14 protein-coding genes are annotated in these 17,617 nt (G+C 53.5%); 9 read left to right on the forward strand and 5 right to left on the reverse strand.

What is annotated here, in order from left to right:
* Positions 1 to 488 precede the first annotated feature (488 nt).
* Positions 489 to 2,318, forward strand: a complete 1,830-nt coding sequence (gene typA, locus SPK40_RS19825; RefSeq protein WP_248144668.1) for a translational GTPase TypA — start codon at positions 489 to 491, stop codon at positions 2,316 to 2,318.
* Positions 2,319 to 2,414: 96 nt separating this feature from the next.
* On the opposite strand, the gene SPK40_RS19830 is transcribed toward typA, so the two are convergent.
* Entirely contained in the window at positions 2,415 to 3,059 is a 645-nt protein-coding gene (locus SPK40_RS19830) for a DUF2959 domain-containing protein (protein ID WP_330961648.1), read from the reverse strand.
* 200 nt (positions 3,060 to 3,259) lie between these two features.
* Here SPK40_RS19830 and SPK40_RS19835 point away from each other — a divergent pair, with 200 nt between their 5' ends.
* From SPK40_RS19835 to SPK40_RS19845, 3 genes are all read left to right on the forward strand, one after another.
* Entirely contained in the window at positions 3,260 to 4,207 is a 948-nt protein-coding gene (locus SPK40_RS19835; RefSeq protein ID WP_248144700.1) for a virulence factor BrkB family protein, read from the forward strand.
* Positions 4,208 to 4,226: 19 nt separating this feature from the next.
* Positions 4,227 to 4,664: a D-aminoacyl-tRNA deacylase gene (gene dtd / locus SPK40_RS19840; protein WP_248144670.1), complete on the forward strand. Its 438-nt coding sequence runs from the start codon at positions 4,227 to 4,229 to the stop codon at positions 4,662 to 4,664.
* 99 nt (positions 4,665 to 4,763) lie between these two features.
* Positions 4,764 to 5,687: a bifunctional GNAT family N-acetyltransferase/hotdog fold thioesterase gene (locus SPK40_RS19845; protein WP_330961649.1), complete on the forward strand. Its 924-nt coding sequence runs from the start codon at positions 4,764 to 4,766 to the stop codon at positions 5,685 to 5,687.
* On the opposite strand, the gene SPK40_RS19850 is transcribed toward SPK40_RS19845, so the two are convergent.
* The 4 genes from SPK40_RS19850 to hslR form a co-directional block, all read right to left on the reverse strand.
* Positions 5,639 to 7,744: an AsmA family protein gene (locus SPK40_RS19850; protein WP_330961650.1), complete on the reverse strand. Its 2,106-nt coding sequence runs from the start codon at positions 7,742 to 7,744 to the stop codon at positions 5,639 to 5,641. The two genes, SPK40_RS19845 and SPK40_RS19850, sit on opposite strands and share 49 nt — an antisense overlap.
* Before the next feature lie 166 nt (positions 7,745 to 7,910).
* A complete protein-coding gene (gene pckA, locus SPK40_RS19855) occupies positions 7,911 to 9,545 on the reverse strand; it encodes a phosphoenolpyruvate carboxykinase (ATP) (RefSeq protein ID WP_330961651.1) in 1,635 nt (544 codons plus the stop codon).
* Positions 9,546 to 9,855: 310 nt separating this feature from the next.
* Positions 9,856 to 10,734: an Hsp33 family molecular chaperone HslO gene (hslO, locus tag SPK40_RS19860; protein ID WP_330961652.1), complete on the reverse strand. Its 879-nt coding sequence runs from the start codon at positions 10,732 to 10,734 to the stop codon at positions 9,856 to 9,858.
* A 26-nt stretch (positions 10,735 to 10,760) separates the two neighbouring features.
* Positions 10,761 to 11,168: a ribosome-associated heat shock protein Hsp15 gene (hslR, locus tag SPK40_RS19865; RefSeq protein WP_330961653.1), complete on the reverse strand. Its 408-nt coding sequence runs from the start codon at positions 11,166 to 11,168 to the stop codon at positions 10,761 to 10,763.
* Positions 11,169 to 11,467: 299 nt separating this feature from the next.
* Here hslR and gspC point away from each other — a divergent pair, with 299 nt between their 5' ends.
* Genes gspC through gspG form a run of 5 tightly spaced genes read left to right on the forward strand, consistent with a single transcriptional unit; the run spans position 11,468 to position 17,611 of the window.
* Entirely contained in the window at positions 11,468 to 12,382 is a 915-nt protein-coding gene (gene gspC / locus SPK40_RS19870) for a type II secretion system protein GspC (RefSeq protein ID WP_330961654.1), read from the forward strand.
* Between the two features lie 38 nt (positions 12,383 to 12,420).
* A complete protein-coding gene (gene gspD, locus SPK40_RS19875) occupies positions 12,421 to 14,433 on the forward strand; it encodes a type II secretion system secretin GspD (RefSeq protein ID WP_305885150.1) in 2,013 nt (670 codons plus the stop codon).
* The gene (gene gspE / locus SPK40_RS19880) at positions 14,433 to 15,929 is read left to right on the forward strand and encodes a type II secretion system ATPase GspE (RefSeq protein ID WP_248144677.1); all 1,497 of its coding nucleotides are present in this window, start codon (positions 14,433 to 14,435) and stop codon (positions 15,927 to 15,929) included. The genes gspD and gspE overlap by 1 nt, the downstream gene beginning before the upstream one ends.
* Entirely contained in the window at positions 15,929 to 17,149 is a 1,221-nt protein-coding gene (gene gspF / locus SPK40_RS19885) for a type II secretion system inner membrane protein GspF (RefSeq protein WP_248144678.1), read from the forward strand. Before gspE ends, gspF begins: the two co-directional genes overlap by 1 nt.
* 24 nt (positions 17,150 to 17,173) lie before the next feature.
* A complete protein-coding gene (gene gspG / locus SPK40_RS19890; protein WP_248144679.1) occupies positions 17,174 to 17,611 on the forward strand; it encodes a type II secretion system major pseudopilin GspG in 438 nt (145 codons plus the stop codon).
* Positions 17,612 to 17,617: the final 6 nt, after the last annotated feature.

Here is a 17,617-nt window from a genome sequence, read left to right on the forward strand (position 1 = left end):
CTCCGATACCAAGAACTTTGCGAAATCCATGCCAACTTTTTAAAGCCCCAAAATTGCCATCAATACGCCCTGTTATGGCGCTCAGTACAGAAAAACTTGGGCTTCCATGCACTGATATGGTGAAAGTGTGCACCATAATGGTGCATTGGGTCACTTTCCGACTTGGCTGGCCTGACATGCAAGCCGATCCAAGAGTCAGGCTATATTTAGTTCACATTGGTTAATTGTCAATCACCAACACTACTGATTGCATTCTCTATAAATAGCCAGAGAAAAGAAGATTATCATGCAATTAGTTTAATTTGCTGTTTTTAATGATATTTTTACGTTTAATCCTCATTGTGATGTCGGGCCGGTTCGGCTGCGATGATATAAATCACATAATTGCTGGGTTTTGACGTAAAATCTGGTAGATTATGAGCCGTTTTTTTAATCAGTGGCTGCCTCGTGAAACAGGTGGTCGCAACATCTGAGTGAATGCCAAATCCATGTCTAATCCACAGATCGATAAATTACGTAATATCGCAATCATTGCGCACGTAGACCACGGTAAAACTACCCTGGTAGATAAACTGCTGCAGCAATCAGGTACTTTGGACTCCCGTGGCGGCGTTGAAGAACGCGTGATGGACTCCAACGATATCGAAAAAGAGCGTGGCATTACCATTCTGGCGAAGAACACCGCCATCAACTGGAATGATTACCGCATCAATATCGTGGACACCCCGGGACACGCCGACTTCGGTGGCGAAGTAGAGCGTATTATGTCGATGGTGGATTCCGTACTGCTGATCGTTGATGCCGTGGATGGCCCGATGCCACAGACCCGTTTCGTAACGCAGAAAGCGTTTGCACACGGTCTGAAGCCAATCGTGGTGATTAACAAAATTGACCGTCCGGGTGCGCGTCCTGACTGGGTGATGGATCAGGTCTTTGATCTGTTTGACAACCTGGGTGCGACCGACGAACAGCTGGACTTCCAGGTGGTTTATGCGTCAGCGCTGAACGGCTGGGCTTCTCGTGAAGAAGGCGAGACTGGCGAAAACATGGAACCGCTGTTCCAGGCAATCGTTGACAACGTAGCTCCGCCATCAGTTGACGTAGACGGCCCACTGCAGATGCAAATCTCTCAGCTGGACTACAGCTCTTACGTCGGCGTCATCGGTGTAGCCCGTGTGACCCGTGGTTCTGTGAAACCAAACCAGCAAGTGACCATTATTGGTGCAGACGGCAAAACCCGTAACGGTAAAGTCGGTACTGTCATGGGTTACCTGGGTCTGGAGCGTCACGACATCGAGCGTGCGACTGCCGGTGACATCATCGCGATCACCGGTCTGGGTGAGCTGAAAATCTCTGACACCATCTGTGACGTCAACGCTGTTGAAGCGCTGCCGGCCCTGAGTGTCGATGAGCCAACTGTGACCATGACCTTCCAGGTGAACACCTCTCCGTTTGCCGGTAAAGAAGGTAAGTTCGTGACCTCTCGTAACATTCTGGAGCGTCTGCAGAAAGAGCTGGTCCATAACGTTGCTCTGCGTGTCGAAGAAACTGAAGATCCGGACAAATTCCGCGTATCAGGTCGTGGTGAACTGCACCTGTCGATTCTGATCGAAAACATGCGTCGTGAAGGCTTCGAGCTGGCGGTATCTCGTCCTGAAGTTATCATCAAAGAAGAAAACGGCCAGCTGATGGAACCGTTTGAGACCGTGACCATTGATGTGATGGAAGAGCATCAGGGCGGTATCATGGAGAAAATCGGCCTGCGTAAAGGTGAGCTGAAAGACATGGCACCGGATGGTAAAGGCCGTGTTCGTATGGACTTCGTCATGCCGTCACGTGGTCTGATCGGTTTCCAGACTGAGTTCATGACGCTGACTTCTGGTTCTGGCCTGATTTACCATACGTTCGATCATTACGGTCCGCACAAAGGCGGCGAGATTGGTCAGCGTATCAACGGCGTGCTGATTGCAAACGCCGCGGGTAAAGCACTGACGAATGCCCTGTTCAACCTGCAGGAGCGTGGTCGTCTGTTCATCGGTCACGGTGTGGAAGTTTACGAAGGGATGGTGATCGGTATTCACAGCCGTGACAATGACCTGACGGTGAACGCCCTGAAAGGCAAGCAGCTGACGAACGTCCGTGCATCCGGTACCGATGATGCGCAGGTGCTGACTACGCCAATTAAGTACACCCTGGAACAGGCACTGGAATTCATCGATGACGATGAGCTGGTGGAAGTGACGCCTGAAAGCATCCGTATCCGTAAGAAACTGCTGACGGAAACTGATCGTAAGCGTGCAAGCCGCGGTGCGAAGTAAGATTTGATGTGGTGCGCCAGTGAATATGGCGCACATGAAAAAAATCCCCCGTCCGGTCTGTCCGGCGGGGGATTTTTTTATCGGTTGTGACCGGGATTAACTGTTGTGATTCAACTGGGCGACAAAGCGTTCCGACTCACTGATTGCTGTTCGCATATCGTTGATGGCGCGCTGAATATCCCGTTCCAGTGAACGGAATTCGCCCTGCAGGGAGCCGATGGCCGCTGCGTTCAGGTTATGTTTCAGGTACAGGCTGTTGTCACGCAGTGTATTGAGGACCGGCTTCATTTTTGCTTCCGCCCGATGCATGGCTGCCAGCATTTTCTGGTAGGACGTCCGGGTTGCTTTCAGTTTTTTCTCGCTGTCACGGCGCAGGGTCGCGCTGGAATACAGGCTCAGCTCTTCCTGCCACTCTTCAAACAGGGCATCGGCGACATCTTCGATTGCAGCAATCCGGTCACTGACTTTGTCAGCTGCATCGGCGCTGGCTTCGTACTGAGCGTTCACGCGTTCATAAGTGGCTTCCAGTTCTCCGCCATTGAAGTTGGTGAGTGACTGCAAAGCTTCCAGAGCTGAAGTAAACTGCTCCTGAGCATCCTGTTGTGCTTCGGTGGCGTCTTCCACCCGGTCGACCATGATGTCGCGTTTATGTACACCCACGGATTCCATGGCTGAATAATAGGCGCTCTGACAGCCGGACAACAGGGTCAGACTCAGCAGCAGAACAAAAGCATATCGCATTGGGGGGCTCCTGACTGGCGACAGGGTTAGTTGTGATTCTTTCCCGGACGCACTATGTTGTTGATATACCCAAACAACCTGACGGCGGCATTGGTGCCTCCGGCTATTTTTCGACGCAAGATGCTGATTTAGAAAAGGGTTGTTTGATTCAATGAACGAATGAAAGCAAAGATTCAATCAATATGCCAGATAAAAAAATCATGCGACGCCCGGGTTTGCGCCAGACGCTCACAGTCCTGTGGCATTTTGTGCAGTATTTGCACCGCCGTATCGGCCACGATCGCCTGACGGTCATTGCCGGATCCATGGCCTATGTGACCTTGTTGTCACTGGTGCCACTGATCACTGTGGTGCTGTCGGCACTGTCGAGCTTTCCCGTGTTTGCTCCGCTGGGCGAGCAATTACAGGGCTTTGTGTTTGAAAATTTCGTCCCCACTGCCGGGGATGTGGTGCGCAACTATTTGAACCAGTTTGTAGCCAACGCCGGGAAGATGACGGCGGTGGGGATCGGCGCCCTTTTTGTAGTCGCCATTTTGCTGATCTCTGCCATCGATAAGTCGCTGAACTTCATCTTTCGGGTTCGCCAGCACCGCCGCATGGTGATTTCGTTTTCGATTTACTGGATGGTCCTGACGCTGGGCCCGATTCTGGTCGGTTCCAGTCTGGCAATCAGCTCATATCTGGGCTCTTTGAATATCATGGGGAGTGAAACCGCCAGCGGGCTGTTGCGACAGCTGCTGCGCGGACTGCCGGTGTTGATGTCAACGCTGGCGTTTCTGGGACTTTATCTGCTGGTGCCTAACACCAAAGTCCGATTGCGCAATGCCCTGATTGGTGCTCTGATCGCGAGTGCCTTGTTCGAGCTGAGTAAAAAGGGCTTTGCCCTTTATATCACCAATTTTCCGTCCTATCAGGTGATCTATGGCGCACTGGCCGTGGTGCCGATTCTGTTCGTTTGGGTGTACCTGTGCTGGTGCATTGTGTTGCTGGGCGCCGAAATTACCGCCAGCCTCTGCGAAGAGCAGCACTGGATGAAGCGGGGGCACGCAACACCATTGCCGCAGGGGGGGGAGGAGAAAAGTGCGCCTCATTTGACGTCAGTAGACAAAGGGCCGGACAAAACCGACAATTCCTCCTCTGAACTTTGAAAGCTGTAGGGGAAACAGAATGATTGCGCTTATACAACGGGTCAGCGAAGCCAGTGTGACGGTCGATGGGATGGTGACCGGGGCTATTGGTCAGGGGCTGCTGGTATTACTCGGTGTCGAAAAAGGGGATGATGAAGCCAAGGCCCGTCGTCTGCGTGATAAGGTACTGGGCTATCGGGTGTTTGAAGATGAAGCCGGCAAAATGAACCTGAATGTGCAACAGGCCGGCGGCAGCGTGCTGGTGGTGTCGCAGTTTACCCTTGCGGCGGATACCAACAGCGGGATGCGTCCGAGTTTCTCAGCCGGGGCGAATCCGGCAGATGCAGAGCGCTTATATGAATATTTTGTTCAGGCCTGCCAGGAGAAAGAGATCCGCACCGAAACCGGGCGTTTTGCGGCCGATATGAAGGTCGCACTTCTGAATGATGGTCCTGTCACTTTCTGGTTACAGTGCTAGCCTGCACAAATGCGCTCGGTTTGTGAGTCAGCCGCGATGCACTCAGAACCACATCGGGTGTACCGCGCAAATGGATTTGAATGACTGGAGAAAGATGGAATGTTTCGACTGATCACCCCGCAATCTGACGCGGAACTTGATCGCTATTTCGATTTTCGCTGGCAGATGCTGCGACAGCCCTGGCACATGCCTGTCGGCTCAGAGCGCGATGCATATGACGCCCTCAGCTTCCATCGTATGATTGTAGATGATGACGGCCAGCCGGTGGCGATTGGCCGGTTGTATATGACCCCGGAGAACGACGGCCAGATCCGCTATATGGCCGTCCACCCTAATTACCGTAATAAAGGGATGGGGGGATTACTGTTGATGGCACTGGAGTCACTGGCCCGGCAGGAAGGTGCCAAACGTCTGGTCTGTAATGCCCGTGAGGAAGCGATTCGCTTTTATCAGATGAACGGCTTTGCCAATCAGGGAGAGCTGAGCGAAGAGCGTGGGCCGGTCCGTCATCAGCAGATGCTGAAATATCTCGACCCGCTGACCGAGGTGGTACGCCATCCGGACTGGTGTCAGGAGCTGCAGGATGTCTGGCAGTCACAGATCCCGATCAGTGACAAGATGGGCGTGAAGATCAGCCAGTACACCGGGTATCGTTTCGAGGTCAGTGCTCTGCTGAATGCCAATCTCAACCCGAGGGCGACCATGTTCGCCGGCAGTATCTTTACCATGGCGACACTGGCAGGCTGGGGTTTTCTCTGGATGCTGCTGAGAGAACGTCAGCTCAAGGCCGACATCATGTTGGTCGACAGCCGGATCCGCTATTCAGCCCCGGTAAAATCCAGACCGCGGGCGGTGACCGGAGTCGAAACCCTGACCGGCGATCTGGACCGTATCGCCAACGGCCGCAAAGGCCGTATGGTGGTCGAAGTCCAGGTGTTCAGCGATGAAACTCTGGCAGCGACTTTTACCGGGACCTATATGCTTTTCCGCTCACAGGATGACGAAACGCGGGTCTCCTGCTGATGACTGTGCCAGCGTTTGGTGAGCTGCTGACAGCCATCGCTGGCCTGTAATTCAACGGCACTGTCTGCCGGTGCAGCCAGATCCCAAGCGCCCTGCAATTCAGCATGCAGCTGCGGTCCCTGCAATGCCAGGGGCTGGAGACTGATCCGGCCGCGATCGGCTTGTATCATCAGCGGACTCAGGGTTACGGGCATCAGCGGTTCGGTGTTGTCTGTACCGGGCTGAAAGCCTGCCGGTTTATCACCGGCTTGCCAGCGCGCCATCAAAGTGCTTTCTTGCTGGGTCAGCGACAGCTGACGGAATTTGGCTTCCAGCTGACCATGGAGGCTGTAGGCCAATCCGCGCTGGAACTGTCCCAGACCGCTGGCTTGTGTCTGAATATCCATGGCGCCGTGCAGCGGGAGCGGCAGGCCCAGCCATTGGCTGAGCATCTGCGGCGGCAGACTGTCACCGGAGAGCTTGAGCTGCCACGGCCAGCCAGCTTCGCCGAGCTGTATCTCACCTTTACCCTCCAGCAAACCCGCTTCAATCGGCAGTGTCAGTCGGGTCAGTTGCCAGTGGCCAGCCTGACTGCTCATGGTCAGCAAGGGGTCCCGGATTGTGATCTGGCGGATATTAGTAAAACCGGCACCTGCCGCAAACTCGCCCTGCCAGAGACCGGGCTGCCCTTCATGCAAGAGCACCATACCCGTCCCCTCCAGGTTGATATCGCTGAACTGAAAGGGCAGCGGTGCATATGTTCCAGTGATCTGGCTGTAGCCGACGGACAACTGATCGACGGTCAGTTCATTCAGCTGATGCCACCAAGTATCGACCTGCTGTTGCAGCGGATTCTGCGGTTCCGCATGCCCCATGAGCCAGGCCTGAATAGCCTCTGGCATGATCCAGCGAATCCCTTTCAGTTCCAGCTGGTGCAGCAGCAGGGCATCCGGTGTCAGTGTCGCCTCGGTTCGCAGGTAACCTTCCAGTAAACGTGCCGAGAACCCCTTGAGGCTGATTTGTCCCGGCGTGAGGTGTAACTCGGTTAACGGATTTTCCAGCAGCAGATCGTGCCAGCGCAGGGTTTCAGCCCCCAGTGACAGCCGGGCATCTTTTTGTTGCCAGACTTCTCCCGGCCACTGCCAGTTCTCCAGCGCCAGACTGGCGTGATTGATGCTGTAATGATTGTGCTCCAGACTGCCGTCGAGGATATCCAGCCGGCGTATTTCAACGCTGAGAGCCGTCTGGCGGGCTTCTGTGGCCAGACTCATCAGGGGCTCAAGCGGAAAATGTTCGTCAACCTGCAGTCCGCTGGCCGTCAGCTGGTGGACAATCAGGTGGTGTGTGTCGGTGTCGAATTCAGCCTGGCCGTTGAAATCTGCGTTCTGCCAGTGGAAAGACAGACCGTAGAAAGTCCAGCCTTTTGGAGAGTGCTCGCCATCGAGCAGCAACTTGTCCAGAGTCTGCTGCTGCCAGAGCATCTGGTCTGCGGTCAGTTGAAAATCGCCGCTGAAGTCTCCCCAGGGTGACTGACTGTTACGCCAGTTATCTAACTGCAGCCGGGCATTTTCCAGACGGAGTTCGGGCAGGTTCAGGTTCAGGTTCGTCAGGGCCAGACGCTGCGTGTTGATGGTGCCGCTTTCCAGCTGCAAATCCGGGAGGTTATCCACGGTGAGTCCCTGGATTAGCAGGCTGTCAAAATGCCAGCCTTTGCTGAACAGTGTTTTCGGGGACAACCAGAGGTCAATTCGTTCGGCCGTTTGTTCTGAATGACCCTGTTGTTGCCAGCGGGGCTGGATCAGTCGCAGGTGACGGGGGTTGTCTTGCAGGGAATACTGCACATCTGTGACCCGGAAATTCGTGTCACTCAGATGATGGATCAGAGTATTGACCAGAAAAGCGCTGTGACGGGTATGCAGCAGTATGATTGCAATGCTCACTGTCATCAGCAGCAGAATGATCAGGCTAGCCAGAATTTTTGCGATAAAACGCATGCCGAACTCCATATCAGCCGCCCAACCACGTTTAGGCCGCTGCCGGGCAATCGGGCGGTGATGAAATTCCTGAGAAAACTGCATGGTAAGGTCGGTATCAAAAGAGTGACGGAAATGCGACATCTTGGCAAGGAATGCGGCTGGTTTTTGCTGGTTATTTAGCTTTTCATGAAGAAGTTCAGCTGAGTGTGTGATTGCTTCAGAGACAAAAAAGCCCTGCTGTGCAGGGCTTGTTCAGTTTGATGGTTTATCAGTCGAGCTGAGGGCCGGCAGCAACCAGGGCAGCACCCTGTTCGTTGTCGGTGTACTTCTCGAAGTTGTTGATGAAACGCTGTGCCAGATCGTGGGCTTTTACTTCCCACTCGGCCGCGTTGGCATAAGTATCGCGCGGATCCAGAATGTCCGGGTTGACGCCCGGCAGGGCTGTCGGCACGGTCAGGTTGAAAATTGGTACCTGCTTGGTGTCGGCAGCTTCAATGGAACCGTCCAGAATTGCGTCAATGATGGCGCGGGTATCCTGGATAGAAATACGTTTCCCGGTGCCGTTCCAGCCCGTGTTGACCAGATAAGCTTCTGCGCCAGCTGCTTCCATGCGCTTGACCAGCACTTCCGCGTACTGCGTCGGGTGCAGGCTCAGGAAGGCATTACCGAAGCAGGCAGAGAAGGTTGGTGTTGGTTCGGTAATACCACGCTCTGTACCGGCCAGTTTGGCTGTGAAGCCGGACAGGAAGTGATATTTGGTCTGCTCAGGTGTCAGTTTGGACACCGGTGGCAGAACACCGAAAGCATCAGCAGAGAGGAAGATCACTTTGTTAGCATGACCGCCGCGGGAGACGGGCTTCACGATGTTCTCGATGTGGTACAGCGGGTAGGAGACGCGGGTGTTTTCAGTTTTGGAGCCGTCATCAAAGTCAATCGTGCCGTCCGGGCGGACCGTCACGTTTTCCAGAAGGGCGTCGCGACGGATGGCGTTGAAGATATCCGGCTCTGCCTCTCTGGACAGCTTGATGGTTTTGGCGTAGCAGCCCCCTTCGAAGTTGAACACGCCGTTGTCGTCCCAGCCGTGTTCGTCATCCCCGATCAGCTTACGTTTCGGATCAGTCGACAGAGTGGTTTTCCCGGTTCCGGATAATCCGAAGAAGACAGCAACATCTCCGTTCTCTCCCTGGTTGGCAGAGCAGTGCATGGAGGCGATGCCCTGAAGCGGCAGGAAGTAGTTCATCATGGAGAACATACCTTTCTTCATCTCGCCGCCGTACCAAGTGCCGCCGATCAGCTGTACACGCTCAGTCAGGTTGAACACGGTGAAGTTTTCCGAGTTCATGCCGTGCTGTTGCCATTGGTCATTGGTGCACTTCGCGCCGTTCATTACAACGAAGTCAGGCTTGAAGGTCGCCAGCTCTGCTTCACTCGGGCGGATAAACATGTTTTTCACGAAGTGGGCCTGCCAGGCAACTTCGGTGATCACACGAATGCACAGGCGGGTGTCCGGGTTGGCACCACAGTAACCATCGACGACAAACAAACGTTTGCCTGACAATTGGTTGGCAACCAGTGTTTTCAGATCCTGCCAGACTTCCTGGGTCATCGGTTTGTTATCGTTATTGCCTTGATCTGACCACCACAGGGTGTCGCGGGTGGTGTCATCTTTAACAATGTATTTGTCCTTCGGGGAGCGGCCGGTGAAGATACCGGTATCGACTGCAACAGCGCCCAGTTCAGTCACTACGCCTTTTTCATAGCCTTCCAGTTCAGGCTTGGTTTCTTCAGCAAAAAGGACTTCGTAGCTCGGATTACGAAGGACTTCTTTCACGTTTTGGATGCCGTACTGGCTTAAATCCAGTGTTTGGCTAACCTTTTGTTCCTCGGCGTGCACGACTGTCATCGGTGGCTCCTTGGGGGTAAGAGGGGTTATTGGCTGTCTTTTTTTACCCTGAAGTCAGGGAGGTAACTTTTATAGTAACCACATACAAAATGTGGAGATTGGCTAGTGTTTTTATCTGTACCTAGACTAATTTTACCCTCTCAGGCAAGGGTTGTACCAGCGGTAAGCGATTAATATTACTTGCCAATTAAGGCGGGTGAAGTTGTATTTCCATTTCAGAAAACAGCAGGAAAGTGTGCCGGAGTTAAAAAAAAAGCCAGCACGGTGCTGGCTTTTGTAATTTAATTTCAGTGTTAATAATTTCTGAAAATTAATGAAGCTGTGAATCGTCGCCTTCAGAACCGGTTTCGAACAGGCTGGCTACGTCAATACTGTCAAAGTCATAGCTGGTACCGCAGTAATCACAGTGCAGAGACAACTTGCCCTCTTCCTGCAAAATACGTTCAATCTCGGCACGATCCAGAAGTTTGATGGCGCCTGCGCTGCGTTCACGGGAGCAGCCGCAGTGGAAAGCGACCGGTTGCGGTTCAAACAGCTTCACTTTCTCCTGATGGTACAGGCGGAACAGTACATCTTCAGCTGCTAGTCCGAACAGTTCATCATTTTTCACCGTTTCGGTCAGCTGCTCCAGATGTTCGAAATCGCCGGCATCGCCTTTACCGTCCGGCAGGATTTGCAGCAACATTCCCGCGGCTTTTTTCTGGCCTTCCAGCTCGCCGGTACGCAGCCAGATTCGGGTCGCGAGCTGCTCTGAATTGGCAAAATAGCTTTCCAGACAAGCTGCCAGGTTGTCGCCTTCCAAGCCAACAACGCCCTGGTAACGCTCACCCTGATCCGGCGTAATGGTGATCACCATGTGGCCTTTGCCCATCAGGTCGTGAATATTGCCGTTGGCAGGGATGTTGCCATCCCAGCGGGCTACACCGCGCATCTGCTGGTTGTGATCACCGTTAATCACCGCCAGTTTCACCGGACCGTCACCCTGGAGCTGCACAGTAACGGAGCCTTCGAATTTCAGGGTTGCCGTCAGCAGGCTGGTGGCAACCAGCAGCTCGCCCAGTAAGGTCTGCAGCGGCGCCGGGTAGTCTTTACTATTAATAATATGCTGATAAGTGTCGTTCAGTTGTACGAGTTCACCGCGCACAGAGACATCGTCGAACAGGTAACGGTAGAGATTATCGCTGGTCATGATTTGGTTTTCTCCGGCAGTCACTGTTAGTGATTGCTTTTAAACTTAAGTATATCGCGCCGCTGCTTTTTATCCGGACGCTTCTCCGGGTGCGGGTTGTTGTGTGCGTTGAGTTTACGCATCTGAGCCTGCTTCTCGCGCTGGGCAAGGCTGGCTTCGGTTTCCTGATACAGCGTTTGGGCTTCGGGGGCACCACGACGGGTACCGGACACGATGAGGATAGTGACTGTTTTTTCCTCATTGCCCTGCCGCAGTTTGATTTCGGCGCCGACTTCGACAAGTTTGCTGGGTTTGGAGCGCTGACCGTTATAGTGAACTTTACCGCCGTCGATCATATTGCGTGCGATCGAGCGGGTTTTATAGAAACGGGCAGCCCACAGCCACTTGTCTAACCGCACATCAGGTGCATCGGATTCGGAAGTTTGCCGACTCATTTTCTGGCTCCTTACCCAAATGGGCGCTAAAAATATCACATCGGAAAAGCTGCGTCAGCTTTACTAAATGGTGATGCCAGATCGCAAATTCAACAATGAATGGGAATTTGCTCACACGAAACGGCATTCTTATTGAATGAGTTATGTTTTTTCATTGATTGGGTTTGCTATATTAACCTGTCATGCAACAAGATGAGCTTTCATGGGTATGCAAAAAATTGCAGCTTTTAACAGGAACCTAAGCAAAGACTTGCTTGTCATAATATTGATTACACAGAGTCACGAGGCAGAAACAGTCAATGGATGTAGCTAGGGTAACAATGCAGTGGCGTCAGGCAGTTGCGGGTAAACGGATGCCTTCCATGCAGACCCTGACCCGGATCGTGACCTGGTGGCTGGTGATTGTGCTGGCCTGGGTGTTGGGACGCCTGCTGTGGTCCTTTTTGCAGCCGGTAGAAACCCCTCCAACCTGGCAGGCGCCATTGGTCACGGCCACCGGGAGCAAGCAGGAAGGATTCCAGATCTCAGATATCACCAGTATGGAGCTGTTTGGCCGGTACCGGGCGGATACCCCGAAAGTAACCCCGCAGAAACCAGTCAAACAGGACGCGCCGGAAACCAAGCTGAATCTGACACTGGTTGGGGTGGTCGCAAGCGACGATCCCGGCACCAGCCTGGCGGTGATTACGAACCGGGGCAAACAGAATACTTACGGTCTGAATGAAGCGATTGACGGGACACGTGCCACCTTGCAGGCCGTCTTTGTTGACCGGGTGATTATCCGCAACAACGGCCGGGATGAAACCCTGATGCTGGACGGCGTAAAGTTTGGCCAGAGTACGTCACGTTCAACCCCGCCACCGCCGGCTACAAGAGCTGCACCTGAGCCTGCGCAGGGCGGGGCGGATGAGCTGGCGCAGATTAAGCAGGAAATTCTGGAGAAACCGCAGAATCTTTTTTCTTACATTCGGCTTTCACAAGTGAAGCAGGATGGAAATTTGCTCGGCTATCGGGTCAATCCGGGGAAAAACCGGGTGCTGTTTGATGCCGTTGGTTTACAGCCGGATGATCTGGCGGTCAGCCTGAATGGCAACGATTTGAAAGACGAGGCTGTGATGGCACGGCTGTGGACCGAACTGTCTTCGGCCACGGAGCTCACGCTGACCGTTGAGCGCGATGGCCAGTTACATGACATATATATTGAGCTGCAATAGCAGCCTGAACACATTGCGTACACACGCAGGAGTTAGTTGTGAAAAAATGGATGGGTAAGGGCACCCTATGGCTGGCGGCCAGCCTGCTATCGGCTCCTCTGATGGCGAGCGAATTCAGCGCCAGTTTTAAAGGAACTGATATTCAAGAGTTTATTAATATTGTCGGACGGAACCTGCAAAAGACAATTATCGTAGACCCATCTGTCAGGGGACAGGTGAATGTACGCAGTTACGATTTGTTAAATGATGAGCAGTACTATCAGTTTTTCCTGAATGTGCTGGAAGTATATGGGTTTGCTGTCGTCGAGATGGACAACGGTGTACTCAAGGTGATTCGGGACAAAGACGCAAAAACTTCTTCAATCCCCGTGGTCGACAGCAAAACACAGGCTCAGGGCGACGAAGTCGTGACCAGGGTTGTGGCGGTACGTAATGTGTCGGTGCGGGAACTTTCTCCTTTGCTGCGTCAGCTCAACGATAATGCCGGTGCTGGTAACGTCGTGCACTACGATCCGGCAAACATCATTATGATCACCGGTCGTGCGGCCGTTGTGAATCGTCTGGCCGAGATCATCGAGCGGGTTGACCGCGCCGGCGATAAAGAAATCGACGTGGTGGAGCTGAATAATGCCTCCGCGGCGGAGATGGTCCGGATTGTCGATGCATTGAATAAATCAGCCGATGCCAAGTCCACACCTGAATTCCTGCAACCGAAGCTGGTGGCGGATGAACGAACTAACGCCGTGTTGCTGTCTGGTGACCCGAAGGTACGTGAACGCCTGAAACGTCTGATCCGTCAGCTGGATAAAGAGATGGCGAGCGCCGGGAACAACCGGGTTATTTATCTGAAATACGCCAATGCTGAAGATTTGGTGGACGTGCTGAAAGGGGTATCGGATAACCTGCAGGCTGAAAAGCAGGGAAATGCGAAGACAACCAACACGAAAAATGAAGTGATGATCGCTGCCCACGCCGATACCAACGCCCTGATCCTGACGGCACCGCCTGATATCATGCGCGCGATGGAAAACATCATTGCTCAGCTGGATATCCGCCGTGCACAGGTGCTGATTGAAGCCATGATCGTTGAGCTTTCCGAAGGTGCCGGGATTAACCTCGGGATTCAGTACGGCTCAAAAGAAAATGGTGTTGTGCAGTTTGGCAACTCCAACGTGCCGATTGGTCAGTACCTGATTGGTCTGGAAGAAGCCAAGGACACAACTACAACTGAGCAGCGTTTTGACAACAATAACAATCTGGTGGATGTCGAAGTGACCGAAAGTGGTGACTTTACGACGCTGGGTCAGGTGTTGTCCGGTGCCAACGGCGCGGTGCTGGGGCTGATCATGGGTGACTGGACCATGCTGGTGAACGCCGTTGCCACGGATCGTGAATCGAATATTCTGTCTTCGCCAAGTATTACCGTGATGGATAACGGTGAAGCTTCGTTTATCGTCGGTGAAGAAGTGCCGGTGGTGACGGGTTCGACTGCCAGTTCCAACAACGATAACCCATTCCAGACTGTTGAGCGGAAAGAAGTGGGGATCAAGCTGAAAGTGACTCCGCAGATTAACGAAGGTGACTCAGTTCAGCTGAAAATTGAGCAGGAAGTATCCAATGTCCTGGGTGCTAACGGTGCGGTCGACGTTCGTTTCTCCAAGCGTCAGCTGACAACGTCCGTCTTGATTCAGGACGGTCAGATGATTGCACTGGGCGGCCTGATTCAGGACCAGTCGAACGAGAACGAATCGAAAATTCCGCTGCTGGGGGATATCCCGATTCTGGGCCATCTGTTTAAGTCCAACAATACCAGTAAGGGCCGCACAAACCTGATGGTCTTTATTAAACCGACCATTATTCGTGATGGGGTGACGGCTGATGGGATCACCCAGCGCAAATACAACTACATCCGTGCCGAGCAGCTGTACAAAGCGGATGAAGGTCTGCGCCTGATGCCAAACAGCAAGTCGCCTGTGTTGCCGAAATATGGTGATGATATTGCGCTGCCGCCTGAAGTACGGGCCTTTGTCTCCCGTCTGGAGGAGCAATAATGAACGACGTGCACCCGACTGAACTGGTGCAGTTCCGTTTACCGTTCTCATTTGCCAAGCGTCATCAGGTGGTACTGGAGGCAGGCGAGCAGGGCCGGGTGCTTTATCATGGCAGCCCGTTGAAAGCCGTGGTCCTGGCGGAAGTCCGCCGGGTTTGCGGTAGCAGTTTTCATGTTGAGCAATTGACACCTGAAGCTTTCGAATTGCGCCTGACAGAAGCTTATCAGCGTGATTCGTCGGAAGCCCGCCAGTTGATGGAAGATCTCGGCTCCGATAGCGATGACTTTTTCTCGCTGGCTGAAGAGTTGCCTCAGACGGAAGATTTGCTTGAATCTGAAGACGATGCGCCGATCATCAAATTGATCAACGCGATGCTGGCAGAGGCTATCAAGGAAGGTGCGTCCGATATTCATATTGAAACGTTTGAAAAGGCTTTGTCGATTCGTTTCCGGGTCGATGGCGTGCTTCGAGAAGTGTTAAACCCGAGTCGTAAACTTTCACCGTTGCTGGTGTCTCGTATCAAGGTTATGGCACGACTGGATATTGCTGAGAAGCGGGTCCCGCAGGACGGCCGGATTTCACTTCGCATTGGTGGCCGTGCCGTCGATGTGCGGGTGTCGACCATGCCTTCCTCTCACGGTGAGCGGGTAGTGCTGCGTTTGCTGGATAAAAACGCAACCCGGCTGGATCTGCACAGCCTGGGGATGACTCCCCGGATTCATGAGAGTTTCCAATACATCATTCAGCGTCCGCACGGCATTATTCTGGTGACCGGTCCGACGGGTTCCGGTAAGTCAACGACGTTGTATGCGGGCCTGCAGGAGCTGAACAGCTCAGAGCGGAATATTCTGACAGTTGAAGACCCGATTGAATTTGATATTGACGGGATTGGCCAGACACAGGTCAATACCAAAGTGGACATGACCTTTGCCCGCGGCCTGCGTGCAATTCTGCGTCAGGACCCGGATGTGGTGATGGTTGGTGAGATTCGTGACCTTGAAACTGCCTCAATTGCAGTTCAGGCGTCCCTGACCGGTCACATGGTGATGTCAACGTTGCACACCAATACGGCAGTCGGTGCGATTACCCGTTTGCGTGACATGGGCATTGAGCCTTTCCTGGTTTCGTCTTCTCTGTTGGGGGTACTGGCACAGCGTCTGGTGCGGACCCTCTGTAAGGAATGCCGGAAGCCTTATCTGGCAGATAATGAGCAGAAGAAACTTTTTGGTCTGCCTGAGTATGAATCCCTGACTCTCTATCATCCTGTCGGCTGCGAGCATTGTAACAACAAAGGCTACCGGGGCCGGACTGGTATTCATGAACTGTTGCTGGTCGATGAGCAGGTACAGGAACTGATCCATGCCGAAGCCGGTGAGCAGGCCATTGAGAAGGTGGTCCGCCAGCATACGCCGAGTATCCGTGATGACGGACTTGCGAAAGTTCGTCTGGGGATCACGACGCTGGAAGAAGTGATGCGGGTCACCAGGGAGGGATAATGGCAGCGTTTGAATATAAAGCGCTGGATGCCAAAGGGCGCCAGAAAAAAGGGGTCATGGAGGCGGATACGGCGCGCCAGATCCGTCAGCAACTGCGGGAGCAGGGGCTGATCCCGGTTGAAGTCAGCCAGAGCCATGAAAGAGAAAAACGCAAAGCTGGCGGTCGTCTGGTGCTGCGCCGCGGTATCAGTACCAATGAATTGTCTTTGCTGACCCGGCAGCTGGCTACGCTGGTTCAGGCCGGGATGCCGCTTGAAGAGTGTCTGCGGGCCGTTGCCGAGCAGAGTGAAAAAGTTCGCCTCAAGAACATGATACTGGCCGTACGTTCCCGGGTTGTAGAGGGTTACACCCTGTCCGACAGTATGGCGGAATTCCCTCATATTTTTGATCAGCTGTTCCGTGCCATGGTGGCGGCCGGTGAAAAATCCGGCCACCTGGATACCGTGCTGAACCGGCTGGCTGATTACACGGAAAATCGCCAGAAAATGCGCAGTAAGCTGCAGCAGGCGATGATCTATCCCACCATGCTGACGCTGGTGGCTGTTTCCGTGGTCGCTTTCCTGCTGGCAACAGTTGTTCCAAAAATTGTCGATCAATTTGTTCATATGGGCCAGGAACTGCCGCAGATCACTCAGGTGTTGCTGGCAGCCAGTAACTTTGTCCAGCACTGGGGATTGCTCGTCGTTCTGGCGATCCTGGCACTGATTATGGGAGTCCGGATGGCACTGCGCCGTCCTGATCTGCGTTTGAAGTGGGACCAGCGTATGATGAAGGTGCCGGTGATCGGTAAGGTTGCCCGGGGGCTGAATACCTCGCGCTTTGCCCGGACACTGTCAATTTGTACCTCGAGTGCCATTCCGTTGCTGGATGGGATGAAGGTGGCGGCTCAGGTCATGACCAATACCTGGGTGAACCAGCAAATCCTCGAAGCAGCAGATAAGGTGCGTGAAGGGGCCAGTCTGCGGGTCTCACTTGAGCAGACGAAACTGTTTCCGCCTATGATGCTGCACATGATTGCCAGTGGCGAGCGCAGTGGTGAGCTGGAGCAGATGCTGACCCGGGCAGCAGATAATCAGGACCGGGACTTTGAGTCACTGGTCAATATGGCACTGGGGGTGTTTGAACCCCTGCTGATAGTAGTGATGGCCGGGATAGTAATGTTTATTGTCATTGCTACCCTGATGCCAATTATTGCCCTGAACAATATGGTGGGCATGTAGTTTTTCCTTTTGGAGGTTTTTGCAATGCAACGTCAACAACGTGGTTTTACCCTGCTGGAAGTCATGGTGGTTATCGTGATTCTCGGTGTTCTGGCCAGTCTGGTCGTGCCGAACCTGCTGGGTAACAAAGAGAAGGCGGATCAGCAGAAAGTGGTGACCGATATCGGTGCACTGGAGCAGGCGCTGGACATGTACAAACTGGACAACAGTGTGTACCCGAGCACGGATCAGGGACTGGCTGCACTGGTTACTGCTCCGTCATCCACGCCGGAGCCGCGTAACTACCGTACCGGTGGCTATATCAAGCGTCTGCCGAAAGACCCTTGGGGTAATGATTACCAGTATGTGATGCCTGGCGAAAATGGCCCGGTCGATGTGTTCAGCCTGGGTGCTGACGGTCAGGAAGGCGGTGAAGGTGTGAATACCGATATCGGCAACTGGAATATGCTGGACTACCGTTAATTTCCG

The sequence above is a fragment of the Photobacterium sp. 53610 genome, assembly GCF_036409375.1.
Lineage (GTDB): Bacteria > Pseudomonadota > Gammaproteobacteria > Enterobacterales > Vibrionaceae > Photobacterium.

Coding starts and splice junctions, on each gene's coding strand:
- SPK40_RS19850 (WP_330961650.1), bottom strand. CDS start 7,744: ATGCAGTTTTCTCAGGAATTTCATCACCGCCCGATTGCCCGGCAGCGG.
- hslR (WP_330961653.1), bottom strand. CDS start 11,168: ATGAGTCGGCAAACTTCCGAATCCGATGCACCTGATGTGCGGTTAGAC.
- gspG (WP_248144679.1), top strand. CDS start 17,174: ATGCAACGTCAACAACGTGGTTTTACCCTGCTGGAAGTCATGGTGGTT.
- gspC (WP_330961654.1), top strand. CDS start 11,468: ATGGATGTAGCTAGGGTAACAATGCAGTGGCGTCAGGCAGTTGCGGGT.
- dtd (WP_248144670.1), top strand. CDS start 4,227: ATGATTGCGCTTATACAACGGGTCAGCGAAGCCAGTGTGACGGTCGAT.
- gspF (WP_248144678.1), top strand. CDS start 15,929: ATGGCAGCGTTTGAATATAAAGCGCTGGATGCCAAAGGGCGCCAGAAA.
- gspE (WP_248144677.1), top strand. CDS start 14,433: ATGAACGACGTGCACCCGACTGAACTGGTGCAGTTCCGTTTACCGTTC.
- SPK40_RS19835 (WP_248144700.1), top strand. CDS start 3,260: ATGCGACGCCCGGGTTTGCGCCAGACGCTCACAGTCCTGTGGCATTTT.
- SPK40_RS19830 (WP_330961648.1), bottom strand. CDS start 3,059: ATGCGATATGCTTTTGTTCTGCTGCTGAGTCTGACCCTGTTGTCCGGC.
- SPK40_RS19845 (WP_330961649.1), top strand. CDS start 4,764: ATGTTTCGACTGATCACCCCGCAATCTGACGCGGAACTTGATCGCTAT.
- pckA (WP_330961651.1), bottom strand. CDS start 9,545: ATGACAGTCGTGCACGCCGAGGAACAAAAGGTTAGCCAAACACTGGAT.
- hslO (WP_330961652.1), bottom strand. CDS start 10,734: ATGACCAGCGATAATCTCTACCGTTACCTGTTCGACGATGTCTCTGTG.
- typA (WP_248144668.1), top strand. CDS start 489: ATGTCTAATCCACAGATCGATAAATTACGTAATATCGCAATCATTGCG.